This is a genomic window from Microbulbifer maximicatervae (SeqCode), assembly GCF_056232625.1.
Map to the genome: position 1 here is coordinate 3,487,524 of NZ_CP174324.1, position 18,787 is coordinate 3,506,310.

Here is an 18,787-nt window from a genome sequence, read left to right on the forward strand (position 1 = left end):
TTCGTTTGTGGATTTTACAGTTGCCAAGATCACCCCGCTTCTTTTTGGTTACATCAAAAGATAAAACACCCGATGTAAAAAAGCCGGCCCCATGGGCCGGCTTTTTCTAAATAAAGTTAAACTCAATTAATCTAATTACATGCCCGCATTGCCCGAGAGCCCAGTGTGATCAGATTGATCCGCTGTTGAGTCTGAAGCCCCTTCATCTAGCACCGCATCAAAATCGGAACTCGTTTCAGGTACTTCCTCTACTACCGCAGATGCCGGTTGCAGCTCCCCAGACCTCAATCGCATCTCCGGGGAATTTACTGCATCCACGCCACTCGTATACGGGTTAACAGCACTGAAAATTGCGGGGTCCAACTGCGTGAAATCCTCCACACTATTTTGCACCGCAGACCTGAGGCCTTGAGCCGCTTGAGCGCCAGCAATAGATTGGAGTTCATCACCCTTACTCGTAAAGCTTGGCACCTGGCTTATAAATTCCGGTTCGTAATAAGAAATAGAAACGATTTCAACATTCTGAGTTGCATCCATACGCAGAGGTATCAACTCACTACCAATCACACTCCAAAGTTCTGTATCCGTTCCCAGAGTGACATTGGCTGCCGTAATATGTGTATCTCCGTAGGTTTCAGCAGTAAGTGCCCCAAAGCCTAAGCTCGCCAGCTGTACATTACCTCGCCCAGCATCGATTTCATCAATTACCAGGTCCTCTTGAGCCAGTACAGTTATATCAACATCAGGACCAGAGGTCGCTATCCCAAGAACACCAACATCAGATTCAATGTCTACATCTCCAGCAACGGTAAGCTCTGCACGATTTGCTTTCAGCACACCTCCGATAGTGCCACTCGAACTGCTCACCACACTAATATCTCCAGTGCCGTCGTAGCCCAATCTCATACCACTAGAATGGAAAGATAATCCCGCCCCGTCACTATTAAATGGACCAGAGTAATCGCCACCATCGACAAAATCAAAACTCAAGTCTGTTTCCAGAGATAAAGTACTCGCGGTGTTATCAAGCAGCTCAAATTCAGAGAAATCGTAATTACCTACACTATTTCCTGTAGAGAAAATCTGCCAAACATCGTCGGACATATTGTACTGGAAGGAATCGTTTCCAGAGCCGCCGGAAAGTGCAACAGCATGATCTCCCGCAGTATCCACCTGTAAATAGTCGTCACCGTCACCTAGCGAAATACTATCGATAGTAGTGCCAGAAAGCGTTACTGCATCGTCGCCTTCTCCACTGTCTATACCGTTAAGCTGCCCCCCAGACAAATTGAAGATATCCACTCCAGTACCAGCATAAATATATTCTATACCGCTAAATGAAAGTGATTTCTCGCTTGTCGACACACTATTTTGCGAGGCCGTTATATCCCAGTTTGCATCCACATTAGCGCCATAAAGCGAATCTTCAGCACTACCAGCAGATAAACTCTCCAAACCAGCAAAGGTTACCCCGCCTACAGTCATCGTATCCAAGCTGCTAAATACGTACTCACTAGCAACATCTTGGCCAACATAAACACCGGCGCCCTCAACAAGCTCTAGATTATCAAACTCAACAGAAATACTATTAACCGTAGCCACAGCGCCGCCGCTTACTAGCGAATTATCATTGACGCTAGAAGTCCAGGTTGCTCCATCCGCGATTACCGTGTCATCTCCAGTCCCGGCATCAAGTATTTCCAGGCCTGTAAAATTGATACCTGCAACGCTGATATCCCCCTCAGAAGAGAGGGTAAATTGATCATTACCTGAAGTACCAATTAACTTATCCGCACCATCATAACTTGTAACTAAATTAATTCCGGTAAAAGAAATACCCGCTGACTCAAGCCCATTATCAGTTAGCTCAAAAGTGTCATCAGCCCCAGTACCAAGTAATTGAGCATTATTAGTTGCAACTGCATCTATACCACTAAACTCAACATCGTTAACTGTAACTTCGCCATTGACACCATTGAGCTGCCAACTAGTTGCATCACTTGAAATTTGGTCGCCAACACTTGAACCAGCAGCTACTTGGGAAACCGAGCTGAAAGTAATTCCGCGAACCTTCAGTTCTTGCCCTAACTTACTTAGCTCAAATACATCCGACTGGTCATAGGTTGCTGCATCAACAATTGCGTTGTCAGCATCCACCATTTCAATGCCGCTGAAGTCGATACCCGTGATAGCGATATCGCCCTGATTTTGACCTAAGGTCCAACTCTCACTACTAATACTTTCTGTGCCAATAATCGAGTCTGAGGTTCCCGATGCTGCAATGCTAAACAGCGCAGAAAACTCCATATTGTCGACTGTAACCAAAGCAGCGCCACCCTCACTACTAATAGTGAAGTCGTCACTATTACTGCTGCTCAGGCTGCCGTCGCCACCACTCAGGGCTTCGGCGCCGGTGATGGTGACGCCGTTGTGCACCACTTGGTTGTCGGTGGCGGTCAGGCTCCAGCCGTAGTTGGCGCCGCCGCTGACACTGTCGGCACTGCCGCTGGCGGCGATGCTGCTGAGGCCGGCGAAGACCATGCTGTCGACGGTCACTTCGTCGGCGTCATCATTAAAGCTGTAGCTGTCGGTTTCGCTGCTGCTCAGGCTGCCGTCGCCACCACTCAGGGCTTCGGCGCCGGTGATGGTGACGCCGTTGTGCACCACTTGGTTGTCGGTGGCGGTCAGGCTCCAGCCGTAGTTGGCGCCGCCGCTGACACTGTCGGCACTGCCGCTGGCGGCGATGCTGCTGAGGCCGGCGAAGACCATGCTGTCGACGGTCACTTCGTCGGCGTCATCATTAAAGCTGTAGCTGTCGGTTTCGCTGCTGCTCAGGCTGCCGTCGCCACCGCTCAGGGCTTCGGCGCCGGTGATGGTGACGCCGTTGTGCACCACTTGGTTGTCGGTGGCGGTCAGGCTCCAGCCGTAGTTGGCGCCGCCGCTGACACTGTCGGCACTGCCGCTGGCGGCGATGCTGCTGAGGTCGGCGAAGACCATGCTGTCGACGGTCACTTCGTCGGCGTCATCATTAAAGCTGTAGCTGTCGGTTTCGCTGCTGCTCAGGCTGCCGTCGCCACCGCTCAGGGCTTCGGCGCCGGTGATGGTGACGCCGTTGTGCACCACTTGGTTGTCGGTGGCGGTCAGGCTCCAGCCGTAGTTGGCGCCGCCGCTGACACTGTCGGCACTGCCGCTGGCGGCGATGCTGCTGAGGCCGGCGAAGACCATGCTGTCGACGGTCACTTCGTCGGCGTCATCATTAAAGCTGTAGCTGTCGGTTTCGCTGCTGCTCAGGCTGCCGTCGCCACCGCTCAGGGCTTCGGCGCCGGTGATGGTGACGCCGTTGTGCACCACTTGGTTGTCGGTGGCGGTCAGGCTCCAGCCGTAGTTGGCGCCGCCGCTGACACTGTCGGCACTGCCGCTGGCGGCGATGCTGCTGAGGCCGGCGAAGACCATGCTGTCGACGGTCACTTCGTCGGCGTCATCATTAAAGCTGTAGCTGTCGGTTTCGCTGCTGCTCAGGCTGCCGTCGCCACCGCTCAGGGCTTCGGCGCCGGTGATGGTGACGCCGTTGTGCACCACTTGGTTGTCGGTGGCGGTCAGGCTCCAGCCGTAGTTGGCGCCGCCGCTGACACTGTCGGCACTGCCGCTGGCGGCGATGCTGCTGAGGTCGGCGAAGACCATGCTGTCGACGGTCACTTCGTCGGCGTCATCATTAAAGCTGTAGCTGTCGGTTTCGCTGCTGCTCAGGCTGCCGTCGCCACCGCTCAGGGCTTCGGCGCCGGTGATGGTGACGCCGTTGTGCACCACTTGGTTGTCGGTGGCGGTCAGGCTCCAGCCGTAGTTGGCGCCGCCGCTGACACTGTCGGCACTGCCGCTGGCGGCGATGCTGCTGAGGTCGGCGAAGACCATGCTGTCGACGGTCACTTCGTCGGCGTCATCATTAAAGCTGTAGCTGTCGGTTTCGCTGCTGCTCAGGCTGCCGTCGCCACCGCTCAGGGCTTCGGCGCCGGTGATGGTGACGCCGTTGTGCACCACTTGGTTGTCGGTGGCGGTCAGGCTCCAGCCGTAGTTGGCGCCGCCGCTGACACTGTCGGCACTGCCGCTGGCGGCGATGCTGCTGAGGTCGGCAAAGACCATGCTGTCGACGGTCACTTCGTCGGCGTCATCATTAAAGCTGTAGCTGTCGGTTTCGCTGCTGCTCAGGCTGCCGTCGCCACCGCTCAGGGCTTCGGCGCCGGTGATGGTGACGCCGTTGTGCACCACTTGGTTGTCGGTGGCGGTCAGGCTCCAGCCGTAGTTGGCGCCGCCGCTGACACTGTCGGCACTGCCGCTGGCGGCGATGCTGCTGAGGCCGGCGAAGACCATGCTGTCGACGGTCACTTCGTCGGCGTCATCATTAAAGCTGTAGCTGTCGGTTTCGCTGCTGCTCAGGCTGCCGTCGCCACCGCTCAGGGCTTCGGCGCCGGTGATGGTGACGCCGTTGTGCACCACTTGGTTGTCGGTGGCGGTCAGGCTCCAGCCGTAGTTGGCGCCGCCGCTGACACTGTCGGCACTGCCGCTGGCGGCGATGCTGCTGAGGCCGGCGAAGACCATGCTGTCGACGGTCACTTCGTCGGCGTCATCATTAAAGCTGTAGCTGTCGGTTTCGCTGCTGCTCAGGCTGCCGTCGCCACCACTCAGGGCTTCGGCGCCGGTGATGGTGACGCCGTTGTGCACCACTTGGTTGTCGGTGGCGGTCAGGCTCCAGCTGTAGTTGGCGCCGCCGCTGACACTGTCGGCACTGCCGCTGGCGGCGATGCTGCTGAGGCCGGCGAAGACCATGCTGTCGACGGTCACTTCGTCGGCGTCATCATTAAAGCTGTAGCTGTCGGTTTCGCTGCTGCTCAGGCTGCCGTCGCCACCGCTTAGGGCTTCGGCGCCGGTGATGGTGACGCCGTTGTGCACCACTTGGTTGTCGGTGGCGGTCAGGCTCCAGCCGTAGTTGGCGCCGCCGCTGACACTGTCGGCACTGCCGCTGGCGGCGATGCTGCTGAGGTCGGCGAAGACCATGCTGTCGACGGTCACTTCGTCGGCGTCATCATTAAAGCTGTAGCTGTCGGTTTCGCTGCTGCTCAGGCTGCCGTCGCCACCGCTCAGGGCTTCGGCGCCGGTGATGGTGACGCCGTTGTGCACCACTTGGTTGTCGGTGGCGGTCAGGCTCCAGCCGTAGTTGGCGCCGCCGCTGACACTGTCGGCACTGCCGCTGGCGGCGATGCTGCTGAGGTCGGCGAAGACCATGCTGTCGACGGTCACTTCGTCGGCGTCATCATTAAAGCTGTAGCTGTCGGTTTCGCTGCTGCTCAGGCTGCCGTCGCCACCGCTCAGGGCTTCGGCGCCGGTGATGGTGACGCCGTTGTGCACCACTTGGTTGTCGGTGGCGGTCAGGCTCCAGCCGTAGTTGGCGCCGCCGCTGACACTGTCGGCACTGCCGCTGGCGGCGATGCTGCTGAGGCCGGCGAAGACCATGCTGTCGACGGTCACTTCGTCGGCGTCATCATTAAAGCTGTAGCTGTCGGTTTCGCTACTGCTCAGGCTGCCGTCGCCACCGCTCAGGGCTTCGGCGCCGGTGATGGTGATGCCGTTGTGCACCACTTGGTTGTCGGTGGCGGTCAGGCTCCAGCCGTAGTTGGCGCCGCCGCTGACACTGTCGGCACTGCCGCTGGCGGCGATGCTGCTGAGGCCGGCGAAGACCATGCTGTCGACGGTCACTTCGTCGGCGTCATCATTAAAGCTGTAGCTGTCGGTTTCGCTGCTGCTCAGGCTGCCGTCGCCACCGCTCAGGGCTTCGGCGCCGGTGATGGTGACGCCGTTGTGCACCACTTGGTTGTCGGTGGCGGTCAGGCTCCAGCCGTAGTTGGCGCCGCCGCTGACACTGTCGGCACTGCCGCTGGCGGCGATGCTGCTGAGGCCGGCGAAGACCATGCTGTCGACGGTCACTTCGTCGGCGTCATCATTAAAGCTGTAGCTGTCGGTTTCGCTGCTGCTCAGGCTGCCGTCGCCACCGCTCAGGGCTTCGGCGCCGGTGATGGTGACGCCGTTGTGCACCACTTGGTTGTCGGTGGCGGTCAGGCTCCAGCCGTAGTTGGCGCCGCCGCTGACACTGTCGGCACTGCCGCTGGCGGCGATGCTGCTGAGGTCGGCGAAGACCATGCTGTCGACGGTCACTTCGTCGGCGTCATCATTAAAGCTGTAGCTGTCGGTTTCGCTGCTGCTCAGGCTGCCGTCGCCACCACTCAGGGCTTCGGCGCCGGTGATGGTGACGCCGTTGTGCACCACTTGGTTGTCGGTGGCGGTCAGGCTCCAGCCGTAGTTGGCGCCGCCGCTGACACTGTCGGCACTGCCGCTGGCGGCGATGCTGCTGAGGCCGGCGAAGACCATGCTGTCGACGGTCACTTCGTCGGCGTCATCATTAAAGCTGTAGCTGTCGGTTTCGCTGCTGCTCAGGCTGCCGTCGCCACCACTCAGGGCTTCGGCGCCGGTGATGGTGACGCCGTTGTGCACCACTTGGTTGTCGGTGGCGGTCAGGCTCCAGCCGTAGTTGGCGCCGCCGCTGACACTGTCGGCACTGCCGCTGGCGGCGATGCTGCTGAGGCCGGCGAAGACCATGCTGTCGACGGTCACTTCGTCGGCGTCATCATTAAAGCTGTAGCTGTCGGTTTCGCTGCTGCTCAGGCTGCCGTCGCCACCGCTCAGGGCTTCGGCGCCGGTGATGGTGACGCCGTTGTGCACCACTTGGTTGTCGGTGGCGGTCAGGCTCCAGCCGTAGTTGGCGCCGCCGCTGACACTGTCGGCACTGCCGCTGGCGGCGATGCTGCTGAGGCCGGCGAAGACCATGCTGTCGACGGTCACTTCGTCGGCGTCATCATTAAAGCTGTAGCTGTCGGTTTCGCTGCTGCTCAGGCTGCCGTCGCCACCGCTCAGGGCTTCGGCGCCGGTGATGGTGACGCCGTTGTGCACCACTTGGTTGTCGGTGGCGGTCAGGCTCCAGCCGTAGTTGGCGCCGCCGCTGACACTGTCGGCACTGCCGCTGGCGGCGATGCTGCTGAGGTCGGCGAAGACCATGCTGTCGACGGTCACTTCGTCGGCGTCATCATTAAAGCTGTAGCTGTCGGTTTCGCTGCTGCTCAGGCTGCCGTCGCCACCGCTCAGGGCTTCGGCGCCGGTGATGGTGACGCCGTTGTGCACCACTTGGTTGTCGGTGGCGGTCAGGCTCCAGCCGTAGTTGGCGCCGCCGCTGACACTGTCGGCACTGCCGCTGGCGGCGATGCTGCTGAGGTCGGCGAAGACCATGCTGTCGACGGTCACTTCGTCGGCGTCATCATTAAAGCTGTAGCTGTCGGTTTCGCTGCTGCTCAGGCTGCCGTCGCCACCGCTCAGGGCTTCGGCGCCGGTGATGGTGACGCCGTTGTGCACCACTTGGTTGTCGGTGGCGGTCAGGCTCCAGCCGTAGTTGGCGCCGCCGCTGACACTGTCGGCACTGCCGCTGGCGGCGATGCTGCTGAGGCCGGCGAAGACCATGCTGTCGACGGTCACTTCGTCGGCGTCATCATTAAAGCTGTAGCTGTCGGTTTCGCTGCTGCTCAGGCTGCCGTCGCCACCGCTCAGGGCTTCGGCGCCGGTGATGGTGACGCCGTTGTGCACCACTTGGTTGTCGGTGGCGGTCAGGCTCCAGCCGTAGTTGGCGCCGCCGCTGACACTGTCGGCACTGCCGCTGGCGGCGATGCTGCTGAGGTCGGCGAAGACCATGCTGTCGACGGTCACTTCGTCGGCGTCATCATTAAAGATGTAGTGGTCATCATAGATACTGCTGAGGGCACCATTGCCGCCACTCACAGTGCCGGCATCAGCAATAGTAATTCCAGCATGGACCACCTGATTATCACTACTTGCCAGCGCCCAGCCATAACCATCTAAGCCTATTACTCCAGCATCGTCAGCAATTAGAAGGGTTACACCTTCAAAATTTATCTCGTAATTGGTTGCTGCATTTTCTGCTGTAACAATCCAATCCTCACCTGTATAGCCTGTAACACTATTTGCAAACCCATTAGTTATTACATTTTCCACACTCGTGAAGTTGTATTCATATCCATTGCTCAGATCACCATCGGTATCTGATGCGATATGACCACTCCCAAGAACATGAAAGTCACCTGACTGATCTGCTCCAATCGACAGGTAGCTCGCAGCGATGTCACTTAAATTAAGGAATAGAATGCCATTAATTTCACCGTCGTCTATATAAGCTTCATCGACTTCGAGCGTATCTGCTCCGCCAAGCGCATCAACAGTTTCCAGGTTGCTAAAGACAAGGCTGCCACCAACTTCTAGATCACCGCTATCAGTAAGAACAAACTCATCTACTCCATCGGTGCCCAGTAGGATATCGGTATCTGAACCATCCCCTTTACTATTAGCATCAATAGTGTGATTAAAGCCGGTAAATGCAATCTCATTCGCAGTGATTTCACTGTCACTCACCAGAGCAAAGGTATCACTCTCCTCAGAACCAACGATTACCCCTGTTGTGCTATCAGTAAACGTCACACTATCCATATTCTGGAAAGTGATGCCGGTATTAATCAGCTCTTTGGCAGTACCAGTGAGATCTACTTGTGTTGCGGTAATCAAGGTATCCGCATCACTGGCATCCGACTCCGTACCCGCATCGATGGTGCTGTTAAAGCCCGTAAAGCTAATCTCGTTTGCAGTGATTTCCGAGCTGCTGACGATCTCGAAAGTATCACTGTTACTGGAGCCCGCAATAATGCCGGTTGTGGCATCGCTAAACGCCACACTGTCCATATTTTGGAAAGTGATGCCGGTATTAATTAGCTCTTTGGCAGTACCGGTGAGATCTACTTGTGTTGCGGTAATCAGGGTATCCGCATCACTGGCATCCGACTCGACGCCCGCGTCGATGGTGCTGTTAAAGCCCGTAAAGCTAATCTCGTTTGCGGTAATTTCCGAGCTGCTGACGATCTCGAAAGTATCACTGTTACTGGAGCCCGCAATAATGCCGGTTGTGGCATCACTAAACGCCACACTGTCCATATTTTGGAAAGTGATGCCGGTATTAATTAGCTCTTTGGCAGTACCGGTGAGATCTACTTGTGTTGCGGTAATCAGGGTATCCGCATCACTGGCATCCGACTCGATACCCGCGTCGATGGTGCTGTTAAAGCCCGTAAAGCTAATCTCGTTTGCGGTAATTTCCGAGCTGCTGACAATCTCGAAAGTATCACTGTTACTGGAGCCCGCGATAATGCCGGTTGTGGCATCACTAAACGCCACACTGTCCATATTCTGGAAAGTGATGCCGGTATTAATTAGCTCTTTGGCAGTACCGGTGAGATCTACTTGTGTTGCGGTAATCAGGGTATCCGCATCACTGGCATCCGACTCGATACCCGCGTCGATGGTACTGTTAAAGCCCGTAAAGCTAATCTCGTTTGCGGTAATTTCCGAGCTGCTGACGATCTCGAAAGTATCACTGTTACTGGAGCCCGCAATTATTCCGGTTGTGGCATCGCTAAACGCCACACTGTCCATATTTTGGAAAGTGATGCCGGTATTAATTAGCTCTTTGGCAGTACCGGTGAGATCTACTTGTGTTGCGGTAATCAGGGTATCCGCATCACTGGCATCGGACTCGATACCCGCGTCGATGGTGCTGTTAAAGCCCGTAAAGCTAATCTCATTTGCGGTAATTTCCGAGATGCTGACGATCTCGAAAGTATCACTGTTACTGGAGCCCGCAATAATGCCGGTTGTGGCATCACTAAACGCCACACTGTCCATATTCTGGAAAGTGATGCCGGTATTAATTAGTTCTTTGGCAGTACCGGTGAGATCTACTTGTGTTGCGGTAATCAGGGTATCCGCATCACTGGCATCCGACTCGATACCCGCGTCGATGGTGCTGTTAAAGCCCGTAAAGCTAATCTCGTTTGCGGTAATTTCCGAGCTGCTGACGATCTCGAAAGTATCACTGTTACTGGAGCCCGCAATAATGCCGGTTGTGGCATCACTAAACGCCACACTGTCCATATTCTGGAAAGTGATGCCGGTATTAATCAGCTCTTTGGCAGTACCGGTGAGATCTACCTGAGAAGCGGTAATCAGGGTATCCGCATCACTGGCATCGGACTCGACGCCCGCGTCGATGGTGCTGTTAAAGCCCGTAAAGCTAATCTCGTTTGCAGTGATTTCCGAGCTACTGACGATCTCGAAAGTATCACTGTTACTGGAGCCCGCAATTATGCCGGTTGTGGCATCGCTAAACGCCACACTGTCCATATTCTGGAAAGTGATGCCGGTATTAATTAGCTCTTTGGCAGTACCGGTGAGATCTACTTGTGTTGCGGTAATCAGGGTATCCGCATCACTGGCATCGGACTCGATACCCGCGTCGATGGTGCTGTTAAAGCCCGTAAAGCTAATCTCATTTGCGGTAATTTCCGAGCTGCTGACGATCTCGAAAGTATCACTGTTACTGGAGCCCGCAATAATGCCGGTTGTGGCATCACTAAACGCCACACTGTCCATATTCTGGAAAGTGATGCCGGTATTAATTAGTTCTTTGGCTGTACCGGTGAGATCTACTTGTGTTGCGGTAATCAGGGTATCCGCATCACTGGCATCCGACTCGATACCCGCGTCGATGGTGCTGTTAAAGCCCGTAAAGCTAATCTCGTTTGCGGTAATTTCCGAGCTGCTGACGATCTCGAAAGTATCACTGTTACTGGAGCCCGCAATAATGCCGGTTGTGGCATCACTAAACGCCACACTGTCCATATTCTGGAAAGTGATGCCGGTATTAATTAGCTCTTTGGCAGTACCGGTGAGATCTACCTGAGAAGCGGTAATCAGGGTATCCGCATCACTGGCATCGGACTCGACGCCCGCGTCGATGGTGCTGTTAAAGCCCGTAAAGCTAATCTCGTTTGCAGTGATTTCCGAGCTACTGACGATCTCGAAAGTATCACTGTTACTGGAGCCCGCAATTATGCCGGTTGTGGCATCACTAAACGCCACACTGTCCATATTCTGGAAAGTGATGCCGGTATTAATTAGCTCTTTGGCAGTACCGGTGAGATCTACTTGTGTTGCAGTAGTTAAAGTATCTATAACACCGCTATCAGCACCGGCATCAACAATTTCCAGGTTGCTAAAGACAAGGCTGCCACCAACTTCTAGATCACCGCTATCAGTAATGGCAAACTCATCTACTCCATCGGTGCCCAGTAGGATATCGGTATCTGAACCATCCCCTTTGCTATTAGCATCAATAGTGCGATTAAAGCCGGTAAATGCAATCTCATTCGCAGTGATTTCACTGTCACTCACCAGAGCAAAGGTATCACTCTCCTCAGAACCAACGATTACCCCTGTTGTGCTATCAGTAAACGCCACACTATCCATATTCTGGAAAGTGATACCGGTATTAATTAGTTCTTTGGCAGTACCGGTGAGATCTACCTGAGAAGCGGTAATCAGGGTATCCGCATCACTGGCATCGGACTCGACGCCCGCGTCGATGGTGCTGTTAAAGCCCGTAAAGCTAATCTCGTTTGCAGTGATTTCCGAGCTACTGACGATCTCGAAAGTATCACTGTTACTGGAACCTGCAATAATGCCGGTTGTGGCATCGCTAAACGCCACACTGTCCATATTTTGGAAAGTGATGCCGGTATTAATTAGCTCTTTGGCAGTACCGGTGAGATCTACTTGTGTTGCAGTAGTTAAAGTATCTATAACACCGCTATCAGCACCGGCATCAACAATTTCCAGGTTGCTAAAGACAAGGCTGCCACCAACTTCTAGATCACCGCTATCAGTAAGAACAAACTCATCTACTCCATCGGTGCCCAGTAGGATATCGGTATCTGAACCATCCCCTTTACTATTAGCATCAATAGTGTGATTAAAGCCGGTAAATGCAATCTCATTCGCAGTGATTTCACTGTCACTCACCAGAGCAAAGGTATCACTCTCCTCAGAACCAACGATTACCCCTGTTGTGCTATCAGTAAACGTCACACTATCCATATTCTGGAAAGTGATGCCGGTATTAATCAGCTCTTTGGCAGTACCAGTGAGATCTACTTGTGTTGCGGTAATCAAGGTATCCGCATCACTGGCATCCGACTCCGTACCCGCATCGATGGTGCTGTTAAAGCCCGTAAAGCTAATCTCGTTTGCAGTGATTTCCGAGCTGCTGACGATCTCGAAAGTATCACTGTTACTGGAGCCCGCAATAATGCCGGTTGTGGCATCGCTAAACGCCACACTGTCCATATTTTGGAAAGTGATGCCGGTATTAATTAGCTCTTTGGCAGTACCGGTGAGATCTACTTGTGTTGCGGTAATCAGGGTATCCGCATCACTGGCATCGGACTCGATACCCGCGTCGATGGTGCTGTTAAAGCCCGTAAAGCTAATCTCATTTGCGGTAATTTCCGAGATGCTGACGATCTCGAAAGTATCACTGTTACTGGAGCCCGCAATAATGCCGGTTGTGGCATCACTAAACGCCACACTGTCCATATTCTGGAAAGTGATGCCGGTATTAATTAGTTCTTTGGCAGTACCGGTGAGATCTACTTGTGTTGCGGTAATCAGGGTATCCGCATCACTGGCATCCGACTCGATACCCGCGTCGATGGTGCTGTTAAAGCCCGTAAAGCTAATCTCGTTTGCGGTAATTTCCGAGCTGCTGACGATCTCGAAAGTATCACTGTTACTGGAGCCCGCAATAATGCCGGTTGTGGCATCACTAAACGCCACACTGTCCATATTCTGGAAAGTGATGCCGGTATTAATCAGCTCTTTGGCAGTACCGGTGAGATCTACCTGAGAAGCGGTAATCAGGGTATCCGCATCACTGGCATCGGACTCGACGCCCGCGTCGATGGTGCTGTTAAAGCCCGTAAAGCTAATCTCGTTTGCAGTGATTTCCGAGCTACTGACGATCTCGAAAGTATCACTGTTACTGGAGCCCGCAATTATGCCGGTTGTGGCATCGCTAAACGCCACACTGTCCATATTTTGGAAAGTGATGCCGGTATTAATTAGCTCTTTGGCAGTACCGGTGAGATCTACTTGTGTTGCGGTAATCAGGGTATCCGCATCACTGGCATCGGACTCGATACCCGCGTCGATGGTGCTGTTAAAGCCCGTAAAGCTAATCTCATTTGCGGTAATTTCCGAGATGCTGACGATCTCGAAAGTATCACTGTTACTGGAGCCCGCAATAATGCCGGTTGTGGCATCACTAAACGCCACACTGTCCATATTCTGGAAAGTGATGCCGGTATTAATTAGTTCTTTGGCAGTACCGGTGAGATCTACTTGTGTTGCGGTAATCAGGGTATCCGCATCACTGGCATCCGACTCGATACCCGCGTCGATGGTGCTGTTAAAGCCCGTAAAGCTAATCTCGTTTGCGGTAATTTCCGAGCTGCTGACGATCTCGAAAGTATCACTGTTACTGGAGCCCGCAATAATGCCGGTTGTGGCATCACTAAACGCCACACTGTCCATATTCTGGAAAGTGATGCCGGTATTAATCAGCTCTTTGGCAGTACCGGTGAGATCTACCTGAGAAGCGGTAATCAGGGTATCCGCATCACTGGCATCGGACTCGACGCCCGCGTCGATGGTGCTGTTAAAGCCCGTAAAGCTAATCTCGTTTGCAGTGATTTCCGAGCTACTGACGATCTCGAAAGTATCACTGTTACTGGAGCCCGCAATTATGCCGGTTGTGGCATCGCTAAACGCCACACTGTCCATATTCTGGAAAGTGATGCCGGTATTAATTAGCTCTTTGGCAGTACCGGTGAGATCTACTTGTGTTGCGGTAATCAGGGTATCCGCATCACTGGCATCGGACTCGATACCCGCGTCGATGGTGCTGTTAAAGCCCGTAAAGCTAATCTCGTTTGCAGTGATTTCCGAGCTACTGACGATCTCGAAAGTATCACTGTTACTGGAACCTGCAATAATGCCGGTTGTGGCATCGCTAAACGCCACACTGTCCATATTTTGGAAAGTGATGCCGGTATTAATTAGCTCTTTGGCAGTACCGGTGAGATCTACTTGTGTTGCGGTAATCAAGGTGTCCGCATCACTGGCATCCGACTCGGTACCCGCATCGATAGTGCTATTAAAGTCAGTAAAAGTGATGTCGTTAGCAATAAGTTCCGAGCTGCTGACGACCTCAAAAGTATCACTGTTACTGGAGCCCGCAATAATGCCGGTTGTGGCATCACTAAACGCCACACTGTCCATATTCTGGAAAGTGATGCCGGTATTAATTAGCTCTTTGGCAGTACCGGTGAGATCTACCTGAGAAGCGGTAATCAGGGTATCCGCATCACTGGCATCGGACTCGACGCCCGCGTCGATGGTGCTGTTAAAGCCCGTAAAGCTAATCTCGTTTGCAGTGATTTCCGAGCTACTGACGATCTCGAAAGTATCACTGTTACTGGAGCCCGCAATTATGCCGGTTGTGGCATCACTAAACGCCACACTGTCCATATTCTGGAAAGTGATGCCGGTATTAATTAGCTCTTTGGCAGTACCGGTGAGATCTACTTGTGTTGCAGTAGTTAAAGTATCTATAACACCGCTATCAGCACCGGCATCAACAATTTCCAGGTTGCTAAAGACAAGGCTGCCACCAACTTCTAGATCACCGCTATCAGTAATGGCAAACTCATCTACTCCATCGGTGCCCAGTAGGATATCGGTATCTGAACCATCCCCTTTGCTATTAGCATCAATAGTGCGATTAAAGCCGGTAAATGCAATCTCATTCGCAGTGATTTCACTGTCACTCACCAGAGCAAAGGTATCACTCTCCTCAGAACCAACGATTACCCCTGTTGTGCTATCAGTAAACGCCACACTATCCATATTCTGGAAAGTGATACCGGTATTAATTAGTTCTTTGGCAGTACCGGTGAGATCTACCTGAGAAGCGGTAATCAGGGTATCCGCATCACTGGCATCGGACTCGACGCCCGCGTCGATGGTGCTGTTAAAGCCCGTAAAGCTAATCTCGTTTGCAGTGATTTCCGAGCTACTGACGATCTCGAAAGTATCACTGTTACTGGAACCTGCAATAATGCCGGTTGTGGCATCGCTAAACGCCACACTGTCCATATTTTGGAAAGTGATGCCGGTATTAATTAGCTCTTTGGCAGTACCGGTGAGATCTACTTGTGTTGCGGTAATCAAGGTGTCCGCATCACTGGCATCCGACTCGGTACCCGCATCGATAGTGCTATTAAAGTCAGTAAAAGTGATGTCGTTAGCAATAAGTTCCGAGCTGCTGACGACCTCAAAAGTATCACTGTTACTGGAACCTGCAATAATGCCGGTTGTGGCATCGCTAAACGCCACACTGTCCATATTCTGGAAAGTGATGCCGGTATTAATCAGCTCTTTGGCAGTACCGGTGAGATCTACTTGTGTTGCGGTAATCAGGGTATCCGCATCACTGGCATCGGACTCGACGCCCGCGTCGATGGTGCTGTTAAAGCCCGTAAAGCTAATCTCGTTTGCAGTGATTTCCGAGCTACTGACGATCTCGAAAGTATCACTGTTACTGGAACCTGCAATAATGCCGGTTGTGGCATCGCTAAACGCCACACTGTCCATATTTTGGAAAGTGATGCCGGTATTAATTAGCTCTTTGGCAGTACCGGTGAGATCTACTTGTGTTGCAGTAGTTAAAGTATCTATAACACCGCTATCAGCACCGGCATCAACAATTTCCAGGTTGCTAAAGACAAGGCTGCCACCAACTTCTAGATCACCGCTATCAGTAATGGCAAACTCATCTACTCCATCGGTGCCCAGTAGGATATCGGTATCTGAACCATCCCCTTTGCTATTAGCATCAATAGTGTGATTAAAGCCGGTAAATGCAATCTCATTCGCAGTGATTTCACTGTCACTCACCAGAGCAAAGGTATCACTCTCCTCAGAACCAACGATTACCCCTGTTGTGCTATCAGTAAACGTCACACTATCCATATTCTGGAAAGTGATGCCGGTATTAATCAGCTCTTTGGCAGTACCGGTGAGATCTACCTGAGAAGCGGTAATCAAGGTATCCGCATCACTGGCATCCGACTCGGCGCCCGCGTCGATGGTGCTGTTAAAGCCCGTAAAGCTAATCTCGTTTGCGGTAATTTCCGAGCTGCTGACGATCTCGAAAGTATCACTGTTACTGGAGCCCGCAATAATGCCGGTTGTGGCATCGCTAAACGCCACACTGTCCATATTTTGGAAAGTGATGCCGGTATTAATTAGCTCTTTGGCAGTACCGGTGAGATCTACTTGTGTTGCGGTAATCAGGGTATCCGCATCACTTGCATCCGACTCGACGCCCGCGTCGATAGTGCTATTAAAGTCAGTAAAAGTGATGTCGTTAGCAATAAGTTCCGAGCTGCTGACGACCTCGAAAGTATCACTGTTACTGGAGCCCTCAATAATGCCGGTTGTGGCATCGCTAAACGCCACACTGTCCATATTCTGGAAAGTGATGCCGGTATTAATTAGCTCTTTGGCTGTGCCCGTGAGATCTACTTGTGTTGCGGTAATCAGGGTATCCGCATCACTGGCATCGGACTCGGTACCCGCATCGATAGTGCTATTAAAGTCAGTAAAAGTGATGTCGTTAGCAATAAGTTCCGAGCTGCTGACGACCTCGAAAGTATCACTGTTACTGGAGCCCGCAATAATACCGGTTGTGGCATCACTAAACGCCACACTGTCCATATTCTGGAAAGTGATGCCGGTATTAATTAGCTCTTTGGCAGTACCGGTGAGATCTACTTGTGTTGCAGTAGTTAAAGTATCTATAACACCGCTATCAGCACCGGCATCAACAATTTCCAGGTTGCTAAAGACAAGGCTGCCACCAACTTCTAGATCACCGCTATCAGTAATGGCAAACTCATCTACTCCATCGGTGCCCAGTAGGACATCGATATCTGAACCATCCCCTTTGCTATTAGCATCAATAGTGCGATTAAAGCCGGTAAATGCAATCTCATTCGCAGTGATTTCACTGTCACTCACCAGAGCAAAGGTATCACTCTCCTCAGAACCAACGATTACCCCTGTTGTGCTATCAGTAAACGTCACACTATCCATATTCTGGAAAGTGATGCCGGTATTAATTAGCTCTTTGGCAGTACCTGTGAGATCTACTTGTGTTGCGGTAGTCAGGGTATCCGCATCACTGGCATCGGACTCCGTACCCGCATCGATAGTGCTGTTAAAGCCCGTAAAGCTAATCTCGTTTGCGGTAATTTCCGAGCTGCTGACGATCTCAAAAGTATCACTATTGCTGGAACCCGCAATAATGCCGGTTGTGGCATTGCTAAAATCCACCGCATCCAAATTCTGAAAAGTAGTCCCATTATTAACAAGCTCTTTTTCAGCACCGGTTAAATCTGCCTGGGTGGCGGTAATTAACTTATCAGTAACGCCACTATTAGAGCCGGCATCTACTACCTCTATATCGCTAAAAGATATACTAGTGGCGGAATCATCCTCACTCTTGGAAACACTAAAACTATGCTCTACAGCCCCGGAGCTAATATATTCAGCTTCGGATGAAAGCGTATACTTATCTTCTCCCTCACCGCCGGTGATTACCGCAGTTCCAGAAAATTCTATATCACCAAGTTCGTTTTCTGAGCCCTCGCCAGACTGCCCCACTAAGAACGAAAAATTAGTAGCCTCAATAGAACCGGTATTAACAAATGAATCTGTCGTGTTAACCTCAAGTTGCGCATTGACATCTTCAGTTACTCCGTCAGATAGGAGAGAAACCTCTAGGTCTCCACTGTTAATAACACTCCCGCCAGAACCAAAAAGACGAATTTTTCCATCACTGGTATCAATACCTCTAGCCTGAATAGAGCCTTCATTATTTACGGCAGCAGTGAATAAATCACTAGATACATTTGCTTCCATTAAGACAGTTGCAGACTCAATAGAACCACTATTAAGCACCGCACTTTCAACACCTAGCGTATTTTCCGCTACAGCAGATGTCACCTCAACTCCGATCAACCCATCGGAGTCAAAGGTTAAAGCAGCTGCATCCCCTGCTGCTAAAACCACTAACTCAGCTTGAATCAGTCCGGTTGTGTCAGCGAGAGAGGTATCTCCAAGGCTGTTCTCTACGTACTTACCTACGAGGACTGCACTAGATGCGTTAATAACGCCTCTATTAATAACAAAGCCCGCTTGACCATCAACGCCGGCACTTTCAAGTACGAAGTCCGTGTTTAAAAATTCCTCATCCGAGTATTCACTCGGGTCAATAGCAAGCCCAGAAACAGTGAGTGCGCCTACATTTACTGTCGCTGTTTCCGTGAAGAGAACCCCCCGAGGGTTCACCAAAATAACATGACCATCTGCCTGTATTGACCCGTGAATCGTACTTGCGCTTTCATCAAGAATTCTATTGATAGCAATATCGCTTTCTGACTGCAGAAAACTAACTATCTCATCTTCCTCAACATCAAACGAATCCCAATCAATCGCTAAAAGATCTTGGCCTTGAGTAATGGTGGTTACATTACCAACCGTAGTTATACTGCTATCTTCAGCGCCGACGGTAATTACGCCATTCTGTGGCGCAGCATGAACCAAAGGGCTTAGTATTCCAGCTACCATTCCAAAACATGTCAGATTTGACATTCTGATTGCTGAGGCCAGC

At 52.4% G+C, this 18,787-nt stretch carries 1 protein-coding gene; it reads right to left on the reverse strand.

Going from position 1 to position 18,787, the window contains the following annotated elements; genetic code table 11:
- Nucleotides 1-135: 135 nt before the first annotated feature.
- The gene (locus ACJJI6_RS15245) at nucleotides 136-18,768 is read right to left on the reverse strand and encodes a filamentous hemagglutinin N-terminal domain-containing protein (RefSeq protein ID WP_475711077.1); all 18,633 of its coding nucleotides are present in this window, start codon (nucleotides 18,766-18,768) and stop codon (nucleotides 136-138) included.
- Nucleotides 18,769-18,787 lie beyond the last annotated feature (19 nt).

Excerpts from the sequence above, each read along its gene's own strand:
- ACJJI6_RS15245 (WP_475711077.1), bottom strand. The coding sequence starts at position 18,768 with ATGTCAAATCTGACATGTTTTGGAATGGTAGCTGGAATACTAAGCCCT.